A 17,983-nucleotide genomic window follows, 5' to 3' on the forward strand; every position below is an offset into this window, starting at 1 on the left:
AGGAGAAGCAAATGAGATATGCGTTTAGGTATTTTTCATTAATCATTATTTTTTCAATTACGATTATAACTTGTATGCAAATTGCAAAAGGCGGAATTAGTAAAGTAACATCGACAGATTACTATCATGTCGATGATGTGGTAAAAATTTCAAAAGAAGATGGAAAGGCTGGTCCAGTACTGTTTGGAAAAGATTATACAAAGGATGGACTAGCAGTTAGAGAAGATCATTTAGAAAGATTAGGAGCATTTAATTACTTTACAGTTGTTGGTAAAGGACTTTCCCGTTTTGTTACGTATGTAACTGAAAAAGGGGTAAAGATTGTTGAAAAAATTCCTTCAATTATTGATAGCTTTAATTAGACCTTCTAAACTTCATTCGACATATACTGCTAATAGAGATTGAATATTGCCCTGTTTTTTTGATATAATCAAAACTATCTATGCTGTCGAGAAATTTAGGAGTGATGAAATGAATAAAGAGTCAAGGTCAGAAAGACAAAAGAGAATTAGAAACTTTTCAATCATCGCACACATTGACCATGGAAAATCTACATTAGCAGATAGAATTCTTGAGAAAACAAATGCATTAACTCAGCGTGAGATGAAGTCTCAGCTATTAGACTCAATGGATTTAGAGCGTGAACGTGGAATTACCATAAAATTAAATGCTGTGCAGTTACAATATAAAGCGAAAAATGGTGAAGAGTATATTCTTCATTTAATCGATACTCCAGGACATGTAGACTTTACTTATGAGGTTTCTCGTAGTTTAGCAGCATGTGAAGGGGCAGTCTTAGTAGTAGATGCTGCACAAGGGATCGAAGCTCAAACATTAGCAAACGTATATTTAGCATTAGATAATGATTTAGAAATCTTACCAGTTATTAATAAAATTGACTTACCAAGTGCTGATCCAGAACGAGTACGCCAAGAAGTTGAAGAAGTAATTGGTTTAGATGCTTCTGAAGCGGTATTAGCTTCTGCAAAAGCTGGAATCGGTATTGAAGAAATTTTAGAGCAAGTAGTTGCAAAAGTACCAGCTCCTACTGGTGATCCAGATGCACCATTAAAAGCACTTATTTTTGATTCATTATTCGATCCATACCGTGGAGTTGTAGCGTATATTCGTATCGTCGAAGGAACGGTTAAGGTTGGTCAAAAAATTAAGATGATGGCTACTGGAAAAGAGTTTGAAGTTGTTGAAGCTGGTGTGTTCACTCCACGTACAACTCAAAGAGAAGAACTAACAGTTGGGGATGTAGGTTTCCTTACTGCTTCAATTAAAAATGTTGGAGATACACGTGTTGGTGATACGATTACCTTAGCAGAAAATCCTGCAACAGAGCCACTTGCTGGTTACCGTAAAATGAACCCGATGGTATTCTGTGGTTTATATCCAATTGATACTGCTAAATACAATGACTTACGTGATGCTTTAGAAAAACTTCAATTAAATGATGCAGCACTTCAATTTGAAGCAGAAACTTCTCAAGCTTTAGGTTTTGGTTTCCGTTGTGGATTCTTAGGATTATTACACATGGAAATCATTCAAGAGCGTATTGAACGAGAATTTAAAATTGACCTAATTACAACAGCACCAAGTGTTATATATAGTGTTTACACAACAAAAGGTGAAACAATCACAGTTGATAACCCGGCACATATGCCTGACCCTCAATCAATTGATCGAGTGGAAGAGCCATATGTAAAAGCAAAAATCATGGTGCCAAATGATTATGTTGGGGCAATCATGGAGCTTTGCCAAAAGAAACGTGGAAACTTTATCGATATGCAGTATTTAGATGCAAATCGTGTTTCAATCACTTATGAAATTCCATTATCTGAAATTGTTTATGATTTCTTTGACCAATTAAAATCAAGTACAAAAGGCTATGCGTCATTTGACTATGAATTAATTGGATATAAAGAGTCTAAACTTGTGAAAATGGATATTTTATTAAATGGTGAGCAAGTAGATGCTTTATCATTTATCGTTCACAGAGATTCTGCTTACGATCGTGGTAAAATTATCGTTGAAAAACTAAAAGAGCTTATCCCAAGACAACAGTTCGAAGTACCAGTTCAAGCGGCAATCGGACAAAAAATTGTTGCTCGTTCAACAATCAAATCAATGGGTAAAAACGTATTAGCTAAATGTTACGGTGGGGATATCTCACGTAAACGTAAGCTATTAGATAAGCAAAAAGAAGGTAAAAAGCGAATGAAAGCTGTTGGATCTGTTGAAGTTCCACAAGAAGCGTTTATGGCTGTTTTACGTATGGATGACTAAGGAAACAATTTATAATTGATTTCTTGAGAAAAGCCCAATAACCAAATTCGGTTATTGGGCTTTTTTAGAGTTAGTATGGTTCGTTATTCCATGCTTTTTTATTTTGAATAAGTTGATTGGAACGGAGGGGTTCTCGACCTATGGGAGATGTGGGAAGGCTAAAGACCCCGCAGGTGCCGCCGAGAAGGCTCAAGAATCTCGCCCCATGGAAAGGGAGAATCCTGTAGTGGAAATCAACATCAAACAGCTTCCTTGATTGGAAATATGGTTGAATAATTGACAATTTTTTTAAAACAGCTTGTAATAATATTTAATTTTTTAACAGAACGTAAGAAGTGAATAAAAACAAAAAAACAATTAATACTGATTAATGATACTAAAGCTATTAATTAGACAAATATTTTAAGAAGATATACAATCAAAAAAGTTAAAATCAGCAAAAGTCCCTGAATCTGCACCTAAGATGGTATCGGATCAGGGGCTTTTCGTTACATAGAAAAGAGGAGAAGGTATGGCATCTTCCGTTTATATTCATATACCATTTTGTCAGCAGATTTGTTACTACTGCGACTTTAATAAATTTATGATGGACCGTCAGCCGGTTGATCAATATTTAGAATATCTGGAGAAAGAAATTATTGAAAGTTTAAATAGAAATCCGATAACTGACTTGAAAACAGTTTTTGTAGGCGGAGGTACGCCAACTGCATTAACATTAGATCAAACTCAAGTGTTAGTTGATATGATTAACAACCATATCATAAAAGGAAAAAAAGGAATTGAAATGACTTTTGAAAGTAATCCTAATGAAATTTCAAAAGAAAAGCTACAAATTTTAAAAGATGGTGGAGTGAATCGAATTAGCTTTGGGGCACAAACATTTGATGAAGGTCTACTTAAAAAAATTGGACGAACTCATTCACCTAATGAAATAGAAGAAGCCATTCAAACAGCGAAAGCGGTTGGAATTGATAATATTAATCTTGATTTAATGTATGCCCTGCCAGGTCAAACGATGGAACAATTCGTTGATTCATTGGATAAAGCGATGGAGTTACCAATTCAGCATATTTCAGCGTATTCATTAATTATTGAACCGAAAACAGTTTTTTACATAGAAATGAATAGGGGCAAGCTTAAGCCGGCTCCTGAAGAAGATGAAGCAGCTATGTATGACTTTTTAATGAAGTATTTAGAAGAAAAAGGTTTTCATCAATATGAAATCAGCAATTTTGAAAAGAATGGCCTTGAAAGTAAGCATAATCTTGTTTACTGGAATAATGATGAATATTTTGGATTTGGTGCTGGTGCACATGGATATATAAATGGAATTCGATATTCAAATGCTGGTCCGTTAAAGAAATATTTTCAATTGATTGATGAGGCTGGTGTGCCGATTGTACATGAACATACAGTAACTGAGCAAGAAAAAATGGAAGAAGAAATGTTTTTAGGTTTGCGAAAAATGCAAGGAGTATCGGAAAGAAAATTCCAAGAAAAATTTGGTTCAAACTTTAATGAAGTATTTCCGAATGTAATAGAAAAACTAAATAAAGATGGATTAGTTGAGATGAATGGAGAATTCCTTAGACTAACTCATAAAGGAAAACTTCTAGGAAATGAAGTATTTCAAGCATTTTTAATTTAGGTGGACGTTGGGAAAGGTAGGAAATTAACTTTTCCTCAGTTCCTTTTTAATCCTTTGCACTTCTCTTGACATAGTAAAAAGGATTTGTTAAGTTAATAATATATTTAGCACTCACTAGACAAGAGTGCTAATAGAGGTGATAAACATGTTGACTGAAAGACAGTTATTGATACTACAAATTATTATCGATGACTTTATTCGCATGGCACAACCTGTAGGTTCAAGAAGTTTATCTAAAAAAGAAGGTATTTCATTTAGTTCAGCGACGATACGAAATGAGATGGCTGATTTGGAGGAACTTGGATATATTGAAAAGCCTCATAGCTCTGCGGGTCGAATCCCTTCTGAAAAAGGGTATCGTTTTTATGTAGACCATTTGTTATCACCACAGCTTGTTAATGACGATGAAGTTCGTTCGATAAAAGGTATTTTTGCCGAGCGTATTTTTGAAATAGAAAAGCTAGTTAAAAATTCGGCTGATATATTATCTGATTTAACAAATTACACAACAATTGCACTCGGTCCAAAGGTTACTGAAAATAGGGTTAAAAATATTCAGCTAATTCCAATAGGACCTAATACAGCCGTATCAATTATTGTAACTGACACAGGGATTGTTAAAAATCGAACAGTTACAATACCACCTGGTGTATCGATGAGTGATATTGAAAAAATGGTAAATATTTTAAATGAGCGACTAGTAAATGTTCCAATTCATCAAATAAATGACAAGCTTTATAAGGAAATTGCAATGATCTTACGTTCGCATATTTCAAATTATGAAAGTGTTATTAAGATGATTGGTGGCACTATTGACGTACCGATTGAACAAAAACTGTTTTTAAGTGGAAAAACAAATATTTTAGCACAACCTGAATTTCATAATGTTGAGACAATGAAAGCATTGTTAAACATGATCGAAAAGCAAGATGAACTAAAAAGTATTATTCCGTTTGAACAGATGGGTTTAAGTGTCAAGATTGGTAAAGAAAATGAAAAGTCTGGATTAGAAAATGTAAGTATCATTAGCGCAACCTACTCTTTAGGTGAAGATCAAATTGGTACAATTGCAGTATTAGGCCCAACTCGAATGGAGTATTCTCGAGTAATTTCATTAATGCATTTAATCACAGGACAATTGAATTTATTATTTTCATCTAAGGATGTTGAATAAATCCATTGTGAAAAGAAACAATGGATTACATATAAAAAATTAGGAGGTGAAGGTGACATGACAGAACGTCAGGAAGAACTTTTAAATGATGAAGCTGTAAATGATGAAGTAGTGAATGAAGAAACTACTGTTGAAGAGCCTTCAATCTTTACAGAAGAAAAAACAGAAGAACAATCTGAAGTAGTTGATTCGATTGATGATGAGCTTTCAAAGCTTCGTGCTGAAGTAGATGAGAAGGAAAATAAATACTTACGTCTACATGCTGACTTCGAAAATTATAAGCGTCGTGCACTTTTAGACCAACAAGCTTTAATGACTTATCGTGCTCAAAGCTTAGTATCTGATTTATTACCAGTACTAGATAATTTCGAACGCGCATTACAAGTTGAAGCAACAGAAGAGCAAACCGCTTCTTTAAAACAAGGTATGGAAATGGTTTATCGCTTGTTAGTTGAAGCTGTTAAGAAAGAAGGAGTAGAAGAAATCCCAGCACTTGGTGAACAATTCGATCCGAATTTCCATCAAGCTGTTATGCAAGAAAGTGATGCTTCTAAACCATCTAATGAAGTTCTACAAGAATTTCAAAAAGGCTATAAACTAAAGGATCGAGTAATCCGTCCATCAATGGTTAAAGTAAACGAGTAATCATACTTGCGTCTATTTAGACGCTAATATAAATATAAAATTAAAATACTAAAAGATAACTTTTGTAGATTTTAGGAGGAACATGCAATGAGTAAAATTATTGGTATTGACTTAGGTACAACGAACTCTTGTGTAGCAGTATTAGAAGGTGGAGAGCCAAAAGTAATTCCGAACCCAGAGGGTGGACGTACAACTCCGTCAGTTGTTGCGTTTAAAAATGGTGAGCGCCAAGTTGGGGAAGTAGCAAAACGTCAAGCTATTACAAACCCTAACACAATCATGTCAATTAAACGTCATATGGGTACTACTCATAAAGAAAACATTGAAGGCAAAGATTTTTCTCCACAAGAAATCTCTGCAATCATTCTTCAAAACTTAAAAGCATCAGCTGAAGCTTATTTAGGTGAAGCAGTAACGAAAGCAGTTATTACAGTACCTGCATATTTCAACGATGCTGAGCGTCAAGCAACTAAAGATGCTGGTAAAATCGCAGGTTTAGAAGTAGAGCGTATCATCAACGAACCAACTGCTGCTGCATTAGCATACGGTTTAGATAAAATGGATGAAGACCAAACAATCCTAGTTTATGACTTAGGTGGCGGTACATTCGACGTATCGATCCTTGAATTAGGAGATGGTATTTTCGAAGTTAAAGCAACTGCTGGTGATAACCGTCTTGGTGGAGATGACTTTGACCAAGTAATTATCGACCATTTAGTAGCTGAATTCAAAAAAGAAAATGGCGTTGACTTAAGCCAAGATAAAATGGCTTTACAACGTTTAAAAGATGCTGCTGAAAAAGCGAAAAAAGACTTATCAGGTATTACTGCAACTCAAATCTCATTACCATTCATTAGCATGGGTGCAGCTGGTCCATTACACTTAGAGTTAAACTTAACTCGTGCAAAATTCGAAGAGCTTTCTCACAACTTAGTAGAAAGAACTTTAGGCCCAACTCGTCAAGCAATGAAGGATTCAGGCTTATCTGCTAGCCAAATTGATAAAGTAATCTTAGTAGGTGGATCAACTCGTATTCCAGCTGTTCAAGAAGCAATCAAGAAAGAAACTGGAAAAGAACCACATAAAGGTGTTAACCCTGATGAAGTAGTAGCATTAGGTGCTGCAATCCAAGGTGGAGTATTAACAGGTGATGTTAAAGACGTAGTATTACTAGACGTAACTCCATTATCATTAGGTATTGAAACAATGGGTAGTGTGTTCACGAAATTAATCGACCGTAACACGACAATCCCAACTAGTAAATCTCAAGTATTCTCAACAGCTGCTGACAATCAACCTGCTGTAGACATTCATGTTCTACAAGGTGAGCGTCCAATGGCTAGTGACAATAAAACATTAGGTCGTTTCCAATTATCGGATATCCCACCAGCACCACGTGGAATTCCACAAATTGAAGTAACGTTTGATATCGACAAAAATGGTATCGTAACTGTACGTGCAAAAGACTTAGGTACTCAAAAAGAACAAAATATCGTAATTCAATCTTCTTCAGGTTTAAGTGACGAAGAAGTAGAACGCATGGTAAAAGAAGCAGAATTAAATGCTGATGCTGATGCAAAACGTAAAGAAGAAGTAGATCTTAAAAACGAAGCGGATCAACTAGTATTCCAAGTAGAGAAAACTTTAAAAGATCTTGAAGGTAAAGTTGAAGAAGCTGAAGTTACGAAAGCTAACGAAGCTAAAGACGCATTAAAAGCTGCTTTAGAAGCTGGTAACTTAGATGATATCCGTACGAAGAAAGATGCTCTTTCTGAAATTGTTCAAGCTTTAACAGTGAAGCTTTATGAGCAAGCTGCTGCTGCACAGCAAGCTGCAGGTGGCGCTGAAGGCCAAGCGAAACAAGACGATGTAGTAGACGCTGAGTTTACTGAAGTTAAGGACGAGAAATAAAGAAAAGTGGAAGGCGTTTGGTCAGCCCAAAAAAAGCATAAGAACAAGTATGAGAAAAGTTGGTTTTTACTTTTATCATACTTGGGCTTATGACCTCGAGGGGCTAACGCTTGGAACTAGACAATATATATATCTAAAAAAAGAGGGAAGTCAAAGTCAGGGAAGCCTTGGCTTTGACTTTTTCTTTTTCTTTAAGAAAAGCTTAGGATATGTTAAAATATTCTTTATGTGAAAGGAGCGGATTGAAACACTATGAGTAAACGTGATTACTATGATGTGCTTGGCGTGAGTAAAAGTGCATCACAAGATGAAATAAAAAAATCGTTTCGTAAATTAGCAAAAACATATCATCCGGATGTTAATAAGGATCCTGATGCACCTGAAAAGTTTAAAGAGGTACAAGAAGCATACGAAAACTTATCAGACGATCAAAAACGCGCTCATTATGATCAGTTTGGTCATACAGATCCAAACCAAGGATTCGGTGGTGGCGGATTTGGCGGCGGCGGATTCGGTGGCTTTGAAGATATTTTCAGTCAGTTTTTTGGTGGTGGTGGCGGTGGACGTCGTCGTGACCCGAACGCACCAAGAGCTGGAGCTGATTTACAATATACAATGACAATTCAGTTTGAAGAAGCGGCATTTGGAATGGAAAGAGAAATTGAAATTCCAACTGAAGAAACTTGTAATACATGTAGCGGATCAGGTGCGAAGCCTGGTACGTCAAAAGAAACATGTAATCATTGTCATGGTTCAGGTCAAATGAGTGTTGAACAAAATACGCCATTTGGACGTATTGTAAATCGTACGACATGTTCACACTGTCAAGGTACTGGACAGATGATTAAAGATAAATGTAATACTTGTCATGGTGCTGGTCGAGTGAAAACTCGTAAGAAAATCATGGTAAAAGTACCAGCTGGTATTGATGACGGACAACAAATTCGTCTTTCAGGTCAAGGAGAACCAGGTAAAAATGGTGGTCCTGCTGGAGACTTGTATATTGCATTCCATGTACGTGAGCATGAATTCTTCGAAAGAGATGGAAATGATGTTTACTGTGAACTTCCATTAACTTTTGCACAAGCTGCATTAGGTGATGAAGTTGAGGTTCCAACATTACATGGTAAAGTTAAAACAAAAATTCCTGCTGGAACGCAAACTGGTACAAGAATGCGTTTAAAAGGTAAAGGAATTAAAGATGTGCGTGGGTATGGTCAAGGTGATCAGCACGTTATCGTAAAAGTTATCACACCAACAAAACTAACAAGCCGTCAAAAAGAATTGCTTGAAGAGTTTTATAATATTGGTAAAGGTCAAAAAGACGATAAACATGATTCTTTCTTTACAAAGTTAAAACGTGCAGTAAAGAATTTTGGCGAACAGTAAAATAAGTTATTAATTCAGTACGTTAGTATAGGTAAAAAGTGGAAACACTAAATAGAAGAAGTTATAAAATGGCACCCTCTAAATCTGATTATGATTAGAGGGTATTGCCAAGTATAGAAGAGAGTATGAATGGAGTTGGTAGTTAATGAAATGGTCAGAGTTAAGTATTCACACTACACAGGATGCGGTTGAACCGATTTCTAATATTTTACACGAAGCTGGTGCAAGTGGTGTTGTCATTGAGGATGTGTTTGATTTGACGAAGGAGCGAGCACAGGTTTACGGTGAAATCTACCAACTTAACCCAAAAGATTATCCAGAGGAAGGTGTAATCGTTAAAGCTTACCTTCCTGTGAATAGTTTTTTAAACGATACGATCGATGGAATTAAAGAAGCAATTAATAATTTAATAGCGTTTGATATTGATTTAGGTAAAAATACATTTGCTGTTCATGAAGTAAATGAAGAAGATTGGGCTACTGCTTGGAAAAAGTATTATCATCCAATCGCAATTTCAGATCGTTTTACAATTGTACCATCTTGGGAAGAGTATGTACCAAAATCATCGGACGAGTTAATTATCGAGTTAGACCCTGGAATGGCCTTTGGTACTGGTACACATCCTACAACAGTAATGTGTATACGTGCCCTTGAGAAAGTTGTAAAATCAACAGACAGAGTAATCGATGTTGGGACAGGTTCAGGAGTATTAAGTATTGCAGCGGCTAAACTTGGTTCTTCAAATATCGAAGCTTATGACTTAGACGATGTGGCAGTTCGAAGTGCTAGGGAAAATGTTCAATTAAACAAAGTAGATGATGTAGTAAAAGTTGGACAAGGTAACTTACTACAAGGTATTGAAGGACCGTTCCAAGTTGTGGTTGCTAATTTACTTGCTGAGATTATCCTTCGTTTTGTTGACGATGTATATAATGTTTTAGAACCAGGTGGAACATTTATTTCTTCAGGCATAATTGGGGCTAAGCTTCAAGATATTGAAGATGAATTAAAACGTGTTGGTTTTGTAGTGTTGGAAGTATTACATTTAGATGACTGGGTTGCAATTATTGCAAAAAAACCAGCTCAAGGAATGTAATATGCAAAGATATTTTATAGAAGAAACGCAACTTCAGAATGATACTGTTACAATAACTGGTGATGATGCACATCATATCGCAAATGTAATGCGCATGAAACCAGAACAAGAAATTATTTGTACAGTACAAGGATCTTCAACTGTTCGTTGTTCACTTACAAATATTTCTAGTGAACAAATAACTGCTGCTGTTGTAGAATATGTTGAGAATACTAATGAACTACCAATATCAATTACGATTGCTAGTGGTCTACCAAAAGGTGATAAACTAGAATTGATCATACAAAAAAGTACAGAACTTGGAGCAAGTAGTTTTTTACCATTTGCTGCAGCTAGATCAATTGTTAAACTAGACGATAAAAAAGCTGGTAAAAAAGTTGAAAGATGGCAAAAGATTGCAAAGGAAGCGGCTGAACAATCTTACCGATTTATAGTGCCAACTGTTGAACAACCAGTTTCTTTTCAACAATTACTTAACTCAATACAGCATTATGATGCGTGTATTGTTGCATATGAAGAAAGTGCAAAAATAGGAGAATCAGCAGGGCTTGTTCAAACATTCCAGTCATTAAAAGAAGGCTCGCGATTATTAGTCGTGTTCGGCCCAGAGGGTGGTTTGTCTGATAAAGAAGTTGATCAGCTAGAAGCAAAAGGTGCTATGTTATGTGGACTTGGGCCACGAATTTTACGTACTGAAACTGCACCATTTTATGTTTTAGCTGCTGCCTCCTTTCATTTTGAATTAATGAGGTGAAGAAATGCCAGAAGTAGCTTTTCATACATTAGGCTGTAAAGTTAACCATTACGAAACAGAAGCAATTTGGCAGCTGTTTAAAGCAGCGGGCTATGATCGTACTGAATATGAAAGTAAAGCTGATGTTTATGTAATTAACACGTGTACAGTTACAAATACAGGTGACAAAAAAAGTAGACAAGTAATACGACGTGCTGTGCGTAAAAACCCAGATGCAGTAATTTGTGTAACTGGATGTTATGCACAAACATCTCCAGCGGAAATCATGGCGATTCCTGGGGTGGATATTGTTGTTGGTACACAGGATCGTACTAAGATGCTTGATTATATTGAACAATTTCGCGTAGAACGTCAACCAATTAATGGCGTAGGAAATATTATGAAAGCTCGAGTTTATGAAGAGTTAGACGTGCCTGCTTTTACAGATCGTACGCGTGCTTCTTTAAAAATTCAAGAGGGCTGTAATAACTTCTGTACGTTCTGTATTATTCCTTGGGCTCGTGGTTTAATGCGCTCACGTGATCCAAAGGAAGTTGTTAAACAAGCAACTCAATTAGTTGAATCAGGCTATAAAGAAATCGTTTTAACTGGTATTCATACTGGTGGATACGGTCAAGACATGAAGGATTACAACTTATCAATGCTATTAAAAGATCTACAAGCAGTTGAAGGCTTAAAGCGTGTTCGTATTTCTTCAATCGAAGCTAGTCAAATTACAGATGAAGTAATCGAAGTACTTCGTCATTCAAATATTGTAGTACGTCATTTACACGTACCTTTACAATCAGGATCTGATACTGTCTTAAAACGTATGCGTCGTAAATATACTATGGCTGAATTTGCTGAAAGAATTGAAAAATTACGTGAAGTATTACCAAACTGTTCAATTACATCTGATGTAATCGTAGGATTCCCAGGTGAAACTGAAGAAGAGTTTATGGAAACATACAACTTCATTCTAGACAATAAATTCTCAGAATTACACGTATTCCCATATTCAAAACGTACTGGTACACCAGCTGCACGTATGGAAGATCAAGTTGACGAAGAAATTAAAAATCAACGCGTACACCGTTTAATTGAATTATCAAATCAACTTGCAAAAGAATACGCATCAATGTTTGATGGAGATGTTTTAGAAGTTATTCCGGAAGAAAAATATACGGAAAATGGTACTGAAGGACAATTGATTGGTTACACAGACAATTATCTAAAAGTCGTGTTCGAAGGAACAGAAGACATGATCGGTAAAATTGTAAAAGTCAAAATCGCCGAAGCTGGTTATCCAGTAAATAAAGGTGAATTTGTCCGAGTTTTAGAAGACGTTACTGTTAACTAAGAACTATATAAATAAAAGGATAGATATTCTAGTAAAAATCTAGGGCATCTATCCTTTTTTATTTTGGCTTGATAAAAAATGGCCGAACTATTTAGTATGTATTCCAAACATCCATACAAAATATAAATACGGAGGTGATTCATATGACAAAACACAAACGATCAAGAGATACTGACGATAACCATATCCATGTTGCTACTAACTCATACTTAGATACGAGTGAGAATGATTCTAATAAAATTAATTATGACGATGGTGGTAGCCCATACTTAGATACAAGTGATGATGCATCATCCGCAGCAAACACAAGACGCGGTGCTCCATATTTGAATACATGATAATAGCAAATCGAGCTTAGGGTATAGGAACTAAAAAAACCAAACATTCCCATTACGGTAAGGTTTGGTTTTTTCCCTATCCCTGCTCCTTAATCTAATGCTGCTCTATTAATATCTTCAACCTCAATAAATGGTTTAGGGTACCCATCCTTTGCAATATTGATCATTGCTCGACCAATTTGTTCGGAAGTTGTTATCGAGTTCGGGAAGAGTTTTTTTAGAACAGGATAAATCGGTTTTGTTATGTCATAAATGCCTTGATATAATTTTGTTTTTGATTTTATATCCTTATGTGGAATAATTGCGCCGGGACGGAACATATATGCACCCTTAAACGGTAATTTTAATAAGTCATTTTCTGTTTTTCCTTTTACTCTTGTCCACATAGTGCGACCTTTTTCCGTGCTATCAGTGCCAGAACCTGTAACGTAAATAAAAGTCATTTGCGGATTCAATTTCGATAATGTGCGCGCGATTGAGATTGTAAGATCATAAGTAATTTTGCGATATTCTTCCTCTGACATCCTAAAGGATGATACGCCAAGACAAAAGAAACAAGCATCAAATCCTGTTAACTGATTTTCAATTTGAGATAAATCCAACAGATTATTCTGTTTAATTTCATGAAATTTATCGTGTTGAATTCCAGTCACACTGCGACCAACTGAGTAAATCGAATTGACAGTTGAATTTTGCAAGCATTCTTTTAAAACACTCTGACCAACCATTCCAGTTGCTCCAAAAAGTATAACTTTCATAACGTAACCTCCCATATTTTATTAATAAATAAACATTCATTTATTAGTGAAGAAGATGAGGGTTATGCTTTAATAGCATCCCAACTCATCTGTATAGCTTTATTAAGAGTACTTTCATCAAGGTTGAATTGACCTTTAATATGACTCTTTGCTAATTGTGAGATCGGTAACATCGAATACATAATTAGTAAATTAATGTCTTCTTGTTTAATTAATAATTGTTTTTTTCCGTTTTCAAACATGTCAAAGACTGGGGTAAACAGATTAGAGCTTTCATCAAGGCACCAATTTTGTAGTAAAGGTGAGTTAGATACTTGTTCTATAAAGAGGAAGTAATCACTATTCTTCATAATAAATTCAACGAAGTTTCTTGTATAATTTTCAAATTGTTGTCTAGTAGATCCAGTATTGTCAACGCCTTTAATAACGGAGTCACTCATTAATCGTTTGGATTTTAGATAACACTCTTTTAACATGTCCTCCTTATTTTCGAAATAAATATAAATGGTTGCAGCAGATACATTTGCTTTTTTAGCGATTTTTGAAATAGATATTTCTGAAAAACCAATTGCATTTACAAGTTGAATCGTAGCGTTAAAAATTGCTTCTGTTTTATTCTCATCTCTAAGTCTCATGAGCAAATAATAAATGATTATTCATTTATAGTCAATTTTAAAGCCGAAAAATGATTATTTAGATTATGTAGAAAAACATTAAAAAATACTAATAAAAGAAGTGGTTAGTTTCTAATTGAGATGAATTATCGAATGTGATTAGGGAATAGTAAAATTTGTAGTTTCAAAAGTCTTATTATTTAGAAGGATGGTGTCATTAATGAAGGAATTCGAGTGGGACAAGTCTTATTCTGCTAAGAATAAGGAATTTAAAATAATAAAATACGGTAAAAAAAGTTTAGGGACGATTGTGCTTTCATCAATGCTTGCATTAGGTATGTCTTCTACTAGTTATGCATTTGGTAAAGGTTCAGAAGGTCCAGATGTATATGTTGTACAAGGTATGTTGAAATCGATCGGTAGTTACTCAGGTGAGATTACTGGACATTATAATTATTTAACGATTAAAGGTGTAAAATATTATCAAAAGACACATGGATTACCAGTTACTGGTGCAGTAGATCCGAATACTTTTTCATCAATCATGCACTCATATGAATCAGTAAAAGCCGGCGGAGGAACTGGCGGCGCAGGTGAAGGTGGCGGTGCTGGCGGAGGAGCTGGTGGTGGCGCAGGTGAAGGCGGCGGTGCTGGCGGAGGAGCTGGTGGCGGCGCAGGTGAAGGCGGTGGCCAAGGTGGAGGAACTGGTGGTGGCACAGGTGAAGGCGGCGGCCAAGGTGGCGGCCAAGGTGGCGGAACAGAGCAACCACAACCAGGTAAAGGCGGAACAGAACAACCTCAACCAGGTAAAGGTGGAACAGAACAGCCACAACCAGGTAAAGGCGGAACGGAACAGCCTCAACCAGGTAAAGGTGGAAATGAACAACCTGAGCCAGAAAAAGGTGGCAATGAAAATCCTCCACCAAGTAAAGGTGGAAATTAAGAAGCTTATAGTTGAAATAATGATCGTATAATCGATTAGAAGAGGGTGCACCAAAAGTCTAACTTTTAGGTGCATCCTCATTTTTAAATTGATCGAAAATAGTTAAAAGAAGAGTAGTCTAATAAAGAAGCCAAAAACTTCAAATAAAAGCCCTCACACAAATAAAAAAATAAGAATCTTAATGGAAAAAGGGGCCTCCTATTCGCCAGTTATGCTGACATTTAGGACTGCCCCTATTTTTCCGAAATCGTTAAGTTTTTTTTATGAGTAAATAAGCTGATTGCAAAACAAATCATTATAATAATAATAGAAAATAATGAACTTAACCAAATACTTTGAAATTCGCCTACATACGGTTGAACAACATAAGAAAGTACAATACTTATTATGATACTTAAAGGTACGTAATTAGCTGTCTTTCCTTTACTAAAGACAATAACCAAAATTGGAAACAACAATGCTGAATAGACATTTCCTGAGTAAAATAATAGTTCGATAATATTTTTTGATTGAATAACTGTTGAGAAAAATATAATAACTCCGATAACGACCGACAAAAGATAGGCCATTCTTAATTTTTGTTGATCGCTTTTTGTTTTTTTTAATGGCTCAATTATATTAAGAACGATTAAGCTAGTAAGTGAGTGAAGTACTGCACCGAATGTTGAGGTAATCGCATTAAATGCGCATAAAACAAAAAGAATGAAAAAGAATGGTGTTGTAATTTTATTTGCTAAACCAACTAATATTGATTGAATATCTGTAAATCCACCTGTAAAAATGACAATGATAAAAAGACACGAAAATGAAAGTGGGAAAATCCCCCATATTAGTCCAGTTAACGAAAAAGTCAGCGGAATTTTCTTAGCTTCAATCATAAATAATCGATGCCATGAAGTTATGTCGAAGAAAAACTGACCAAATCCTACTAACAGACCTGAAAATAGAAATCCCCATAAATCGTAATGATCAATGACTAACATGTATGGATGATATAATTTGATTCCATCATAAACAGGTTGAACGCCTTCTTTTACGAAAAAATATAAAGGGATTAAGATTGCAGCTGCAAACATTGTGATCACTTGAAATCCTGCTAATCCATGTATCATCTTTAATCCACCAAAACCAGCAAATAGGACACAAAAACAAATAAAAATGAAAATTTCAATATACAATGGTAAATTAAATAAAAAATGAAATAAAGTAGATGCTGACATAGATTGAATATATAATATGTGCAGGCTAGTTAAGATTAATATACCAATCATAATCCAATAACCAAATGGATGGAGCTTTTTCTTCAAATAATCTCCTATTGTTAAACAATCAGGAAATTCTCCACGAACTTTTTTCCCAATAAAACTAAATACAAACAAAGCAATAGCTCCTAAAAATGCATAACCAATTCCACCAAATACGCCATATTTAATCATAGATTCTGGCGAAGATAAAATTGTAGTACCTGTTACCCAACGTGCCAAGAGAGAAATGATTCCCATTCCCATTCCAATTTGAATAGAGCCTTGCACGTATTCTCTAAATGAACGTGAATTCACTGTTTATTTTCCTTTCTCACGATACTCTTTTGGAGTAATGCCCTCAATTTTGCGGAACAAAGTACTAAAATAATGTTGACTATTAAAGCCTGAGTTTTCTGCAACATCAGATATATTCCAGTTTGAGTTATTTGTTAAGAATCGCTTAGCTGCTTGGATTCTGAAATCTATTAAATATTCTGAAAATGAAATGCCAACTTCTTCATGAAATTTCCTACTTAAATAAGTATGATTTGTGTGTACTTCGCGAGCGACGTCTGAAAGTGATAGTTTTTCAGCGAAATGCTCATGAATATATAAAAGCGTTTGATGGATTAAACTAGAATACTGATTTGATGTGTCGGTTTCACTATATTTTGAGAGAACTTTATACAATTCACTTTCAATAACTGGTTTTGTTAAATAATCTAAAACTCCGATTCGGATTGACTGTTGGGCATAATCAAAACTTTGATATGCTGTGACCATAATAATATCGACATCTTTATTCTGTGCTCGTAGCTCTTCTCCAAACTCAAGACCAGAACGTCCTGGAAGATTAATGTCTAGAAATGCGATGTTAATTTTATGATTTTGATTAATTGTAATTGCTTGGCAAGCATCAGCAGCTTTATAGAATTTCCAAAGTGGAAATATATTTTTAATCATATATTCCATTTGTTCAAGCTCTAGGGGTTCATCATCTACTAATAAGACATTCATTTTAAAGCTCCCTCCTTTACATTTGAGTCATATATTAGTGGCCAAACGACCTTAACGTTTGTTCCTAATTCATTTGAGGCAATTAATACATGTCCATTGCTACCAAAATATAGTTTTAGCCTCTTTTTTATATTGTCTAGCCCGTGACCTTCATTATTTGAAAATGAGTTTGTCATACCCATTAAGCCATTATCGATTACTTCTAAGCAAACTAGTTCAGAATCTTGATAAAAACGAATATGAAGTAAAGCCTCACCAATTTTTTTTTCTAAACCATGTTTAAAAGAATTTTCTACTAAGGTTTGCAAAATAAATGGAGGAACTAAAGCATCATATAATTCATTTGGACAATCTAACTGAGTTTTAAGTCGCTCACCAAACCGTAGAGTTTGTATATCTAAATAATATTGAGTATATTGTATTTCTTGCGCTAGCGGAATTAAGGGCTCTGAAGACTTATATTTAAATTTTAAAAATTGAGAGAATGTTTCAAGTGCCCTGATTAATTCCGATGTTCGATTTAAACGAGCTAAGCTAAGTATGACATTTAGTGTATTAAACAAAAAGTGCGGTTGAATTTGCTGATTCAACTTGTTATATTGAGCTTCTTGGAGTGCGTGTTCTAAACGAATCTCTCTATTCTTATTTTCAAGTAAGTCGATCCTTTTTTCAAAAATAAATAAAAATAATAAAGCAATAGCTCCCATAATAGGAGCTAAAATAAATAGCATAATTAGTAAAGTAAATCCCTCGTAGCTAAGCATGAAAACCTCCAATAGGGCAGGTATAAGGGAATGAGGCTTCCCGTTTTTTTCTTAAAA

Annotated in this window: 17 protein-coding genes; 12 read left to right on the forward strand and 5 right to left on the reverse strand. The window is 35.1% G+C overall.

Annotated features, from left to right (window positions below):
- The first annotated feature begins 11 nt into the window (after positions 1-11).
- The 11 genes from CN601_RS00980 (at position 12) to CN601_RS01035 (ending at position 12,586) form a co-directional block, all read left to right on the forward strand.
- A complete protein-coding gene (locus CN601_RS00980) occupies positions 12-362 on the forward strand; it encodes a DUF3679 domain-containing protein (RefSeq protein ID WP_098169702.1) in 351 nt (116 codons plus the stop codon).
- 109 nt (positions 363-471) lie between these two features.
- Entirely contained in the window at positions 472-2,292 is a 1,821-nt protein-coding gene (lepA, locus tag CN601_RS00985; protein ID WP_098120457.1) for a translation elongation factor 4, read from the forward strand.
- A gap of 511 nt (positions 2,293-2,803) precedes the next feature.
- Complete coding sequence (hemW, locus tag CN601_RS00990) at positions 2,804-3,940, forward strand: radical SAM family heme chaperone HemW (protein WP_098169703.1); 1,137 nt, start codon at positions 2,804-2,806, stop codon at positions 3,938-3,940.
- Positions 3,941-4,085: 145 nt separating this feature from the next.
- On the forward strand, positions 4,086-5,114 hold the full coding sequence (hrcA, locus tag CN601_RS00995) for a heat-inducible transcriptional repressor HrcA (RefSeq protein ID WP_098120459.1): 1,029 nt from the start codon (positions 4,086-4,088) through the stop codon (positions 5,112-5,114).
- A gap of 57 nt (positions 5,115-5,171) precedes the next feature.
- Complete coding sequence (gene grpE, locus CN601_RS01000; RefSeq protein WP_098120460.1) at positions 5,172-5,759, forward strand: nucleotide exchange factor GrpE; 588 nt, start codon at positions 5,172-5,174, stop codon at positions 5,757-5,759.
- A gap of 87 nt (positions 5,760-5,846) precedes the next feature.
- Positions 5,847-7,670 carry a molecular chaperone DnaK gene (gene dnaK / locus CN601_RS01005; RefSeq protein WP_098120461.1) on the forward strand — a complete coding sequence of 608 codons (1,824 nt, stop codon included), beginning with the start codon at positions 5,847-5,849 and terminating at the stop codon, positions 7,668-7,670.
- 252 nt (positions 7,671-7,922) lie between these two features.
- Entirely contained in the window at positions 7,923-9,059 is a 1,137-nt protein-coding gene (gene dnaJ, locus CN601_RS01015) for a molecular chaperone DnaJ (RefSeq protein WP_098120463.1), read from the forward strand.
- 145 nt (positions 9,060-9,204) lie between these two features.
- Entirely contained in the window at positions 9,205-10,155 is a 951-nt protein-coding gene (gene prmA, locus CN601_RS01020) for a 50S ribosomal protein L11 methyltransferase (RefSeq protein ID WP_098120464.1), read from the forward strand.
- A gap of 1 nt (position 10,156) precedes the next feature.
- Positions 10,157-10,909: a 16S rRNA (uracil(1498)-N(3))-methyltransferase gene (locus CN601_RS01025; RefSeq protein ID WP_098120465.1), complete on the forward strand. Its 753-nt coding sequence runs from the start codon at positions 10,157-10,159 to the stop codon at positions 10,907-10,909.
- Between the two features lie 4 nt (positions 10,910-10,913).
- Positions 10,914-12,248, forward strand: a complete 1,335-nt coding sequence (gene mtaB / locus CN601_RS01030; protein ID WP_098120466.1) for a tRNA (N(6)-L-threonylcarbamoyladenosine(37)-C(2))-methylthiotransferase MtaB — start codon at positions 10,914-10,916, stop codon at positions 12,246-12,248.
- Positions 12,249-12,391: 143 nt separating this feature from the next.
- The gene (locus CN601_RS01035) at positions 12,392-12,586 is read left to right on the forward strand and encodes a hypothetical protein (protein ID WP_098120467.1); all 195 of its coding nucleotides are present in this window, start codon (positions 12,392-12,394) and stop codon (positions 12,584-12,586) included.
- Positions 12,587-12,675: 89 nt separating this feature from the next.
- Here the strand turns inward: CN601_RS01035 and CN601_RS01040 are convergent, their stop codons facing one another.
- Both CN601_RS01040 and CN601_RS01045 read right to left on the reverse strand, forming a co-directional pair.
- Complete coding sequence (locus CN601_RS01040; protein ID WP_098169705.1) at positions 12,676-13,344, reverse strand: Rossmann-fold NAD(P)-binding domain-containing protein; 669 nt, start codon at positions 13,342-13,344, stop codon at positions 12,676-12,678.
- Between the two features lie 62 nt (positions 13,345-13,406).
- Positions 13,407-13,979, reverse strand: a complete 573-nt coding sequence (locus tag CN601_RS01045; protein ID WP_218923224.1) for a TetR/AcrR family transcriptional regulator — start codon at positions 13,977-13,979, stop codon at positions 13,407-13,409.
- Positions 13,980-14,178: 199 nt separating this feature from the next.
- On the opposite strand from CN601_RS01045, the gene CN601_RS01050 reads away from it, so the two are divergent.
- On the forward strand, positions 14,179-14,901 hold the full coding sequence (locus CN601_RS01050; protein ID WP_179865383.1) for a peptidoglycan-binding domain-containing protein: 723 nt from the start codon (positions 14,179-14,181) through the stop codon (positions 14,899-14,901).
- Between the two features lie 233 nt (positions 14,902-15,134).
- Here the strand turns inward: CN601_RS01050 and CN601_RS01055 are convergent, their stop codons facing one another.
- The 3 genes from CN601_RS01055 to CN601_RS01065 are packed head-to-tail and all read right to left on the reverse strand — an operon-like array spanning position 15,135 to position 17,926.
- Positions 15,135-16,460 carry an SLC5/6 family protein gene (locus CN601_RS01055; protein WP_098169707.1) on the reverse strand — a complete coding sequence of 442 codons (1,326 nt, stop codon included), beginning with the start codon at positions 16,458-16,460 and terminating at the stop codon, positions 15,135-15,137.
- A 3-nt stretch (positions 16,461-16,463) separates the two neighbouring features.
- Positions 16,464-17,162: a response regulator transcription factor gene (locus tag CN601_RS01060; protein ID WP_098120472.1), complete on the reverse strand. Its 699-nt coding sequence runs from the start codon at positions 17,160-17,162 to the stop codon at positions 16,464-16,466.
- The gene (locus CN601_RS01065; RefSeq protein WP_098120473.1) at positions 17,159-17,926 is read right to left on the reverse strand and encodes a sensor histidine kinase; all 768 of its coding nucleotides are present in this window, start codon (positions 17,924-17,926) and stop codon (positions 17,159-17,161) included. The genes CN601_RS01060 and CN601_RS01065 overlap by 4 nt, the downstream gene beginning before the upstream one ends.
- Positions 17,927-17,983 lie beyond the last annotated feature (57 nt).

This window comes from Bacillus sp. AFS017336, assembly GCF_002555445.1.
Taxonomy (GTDB): Bacteria; Bacillota; Bacilli; order Bacillales; family Bacillaceae_G; genus Gottfriedia.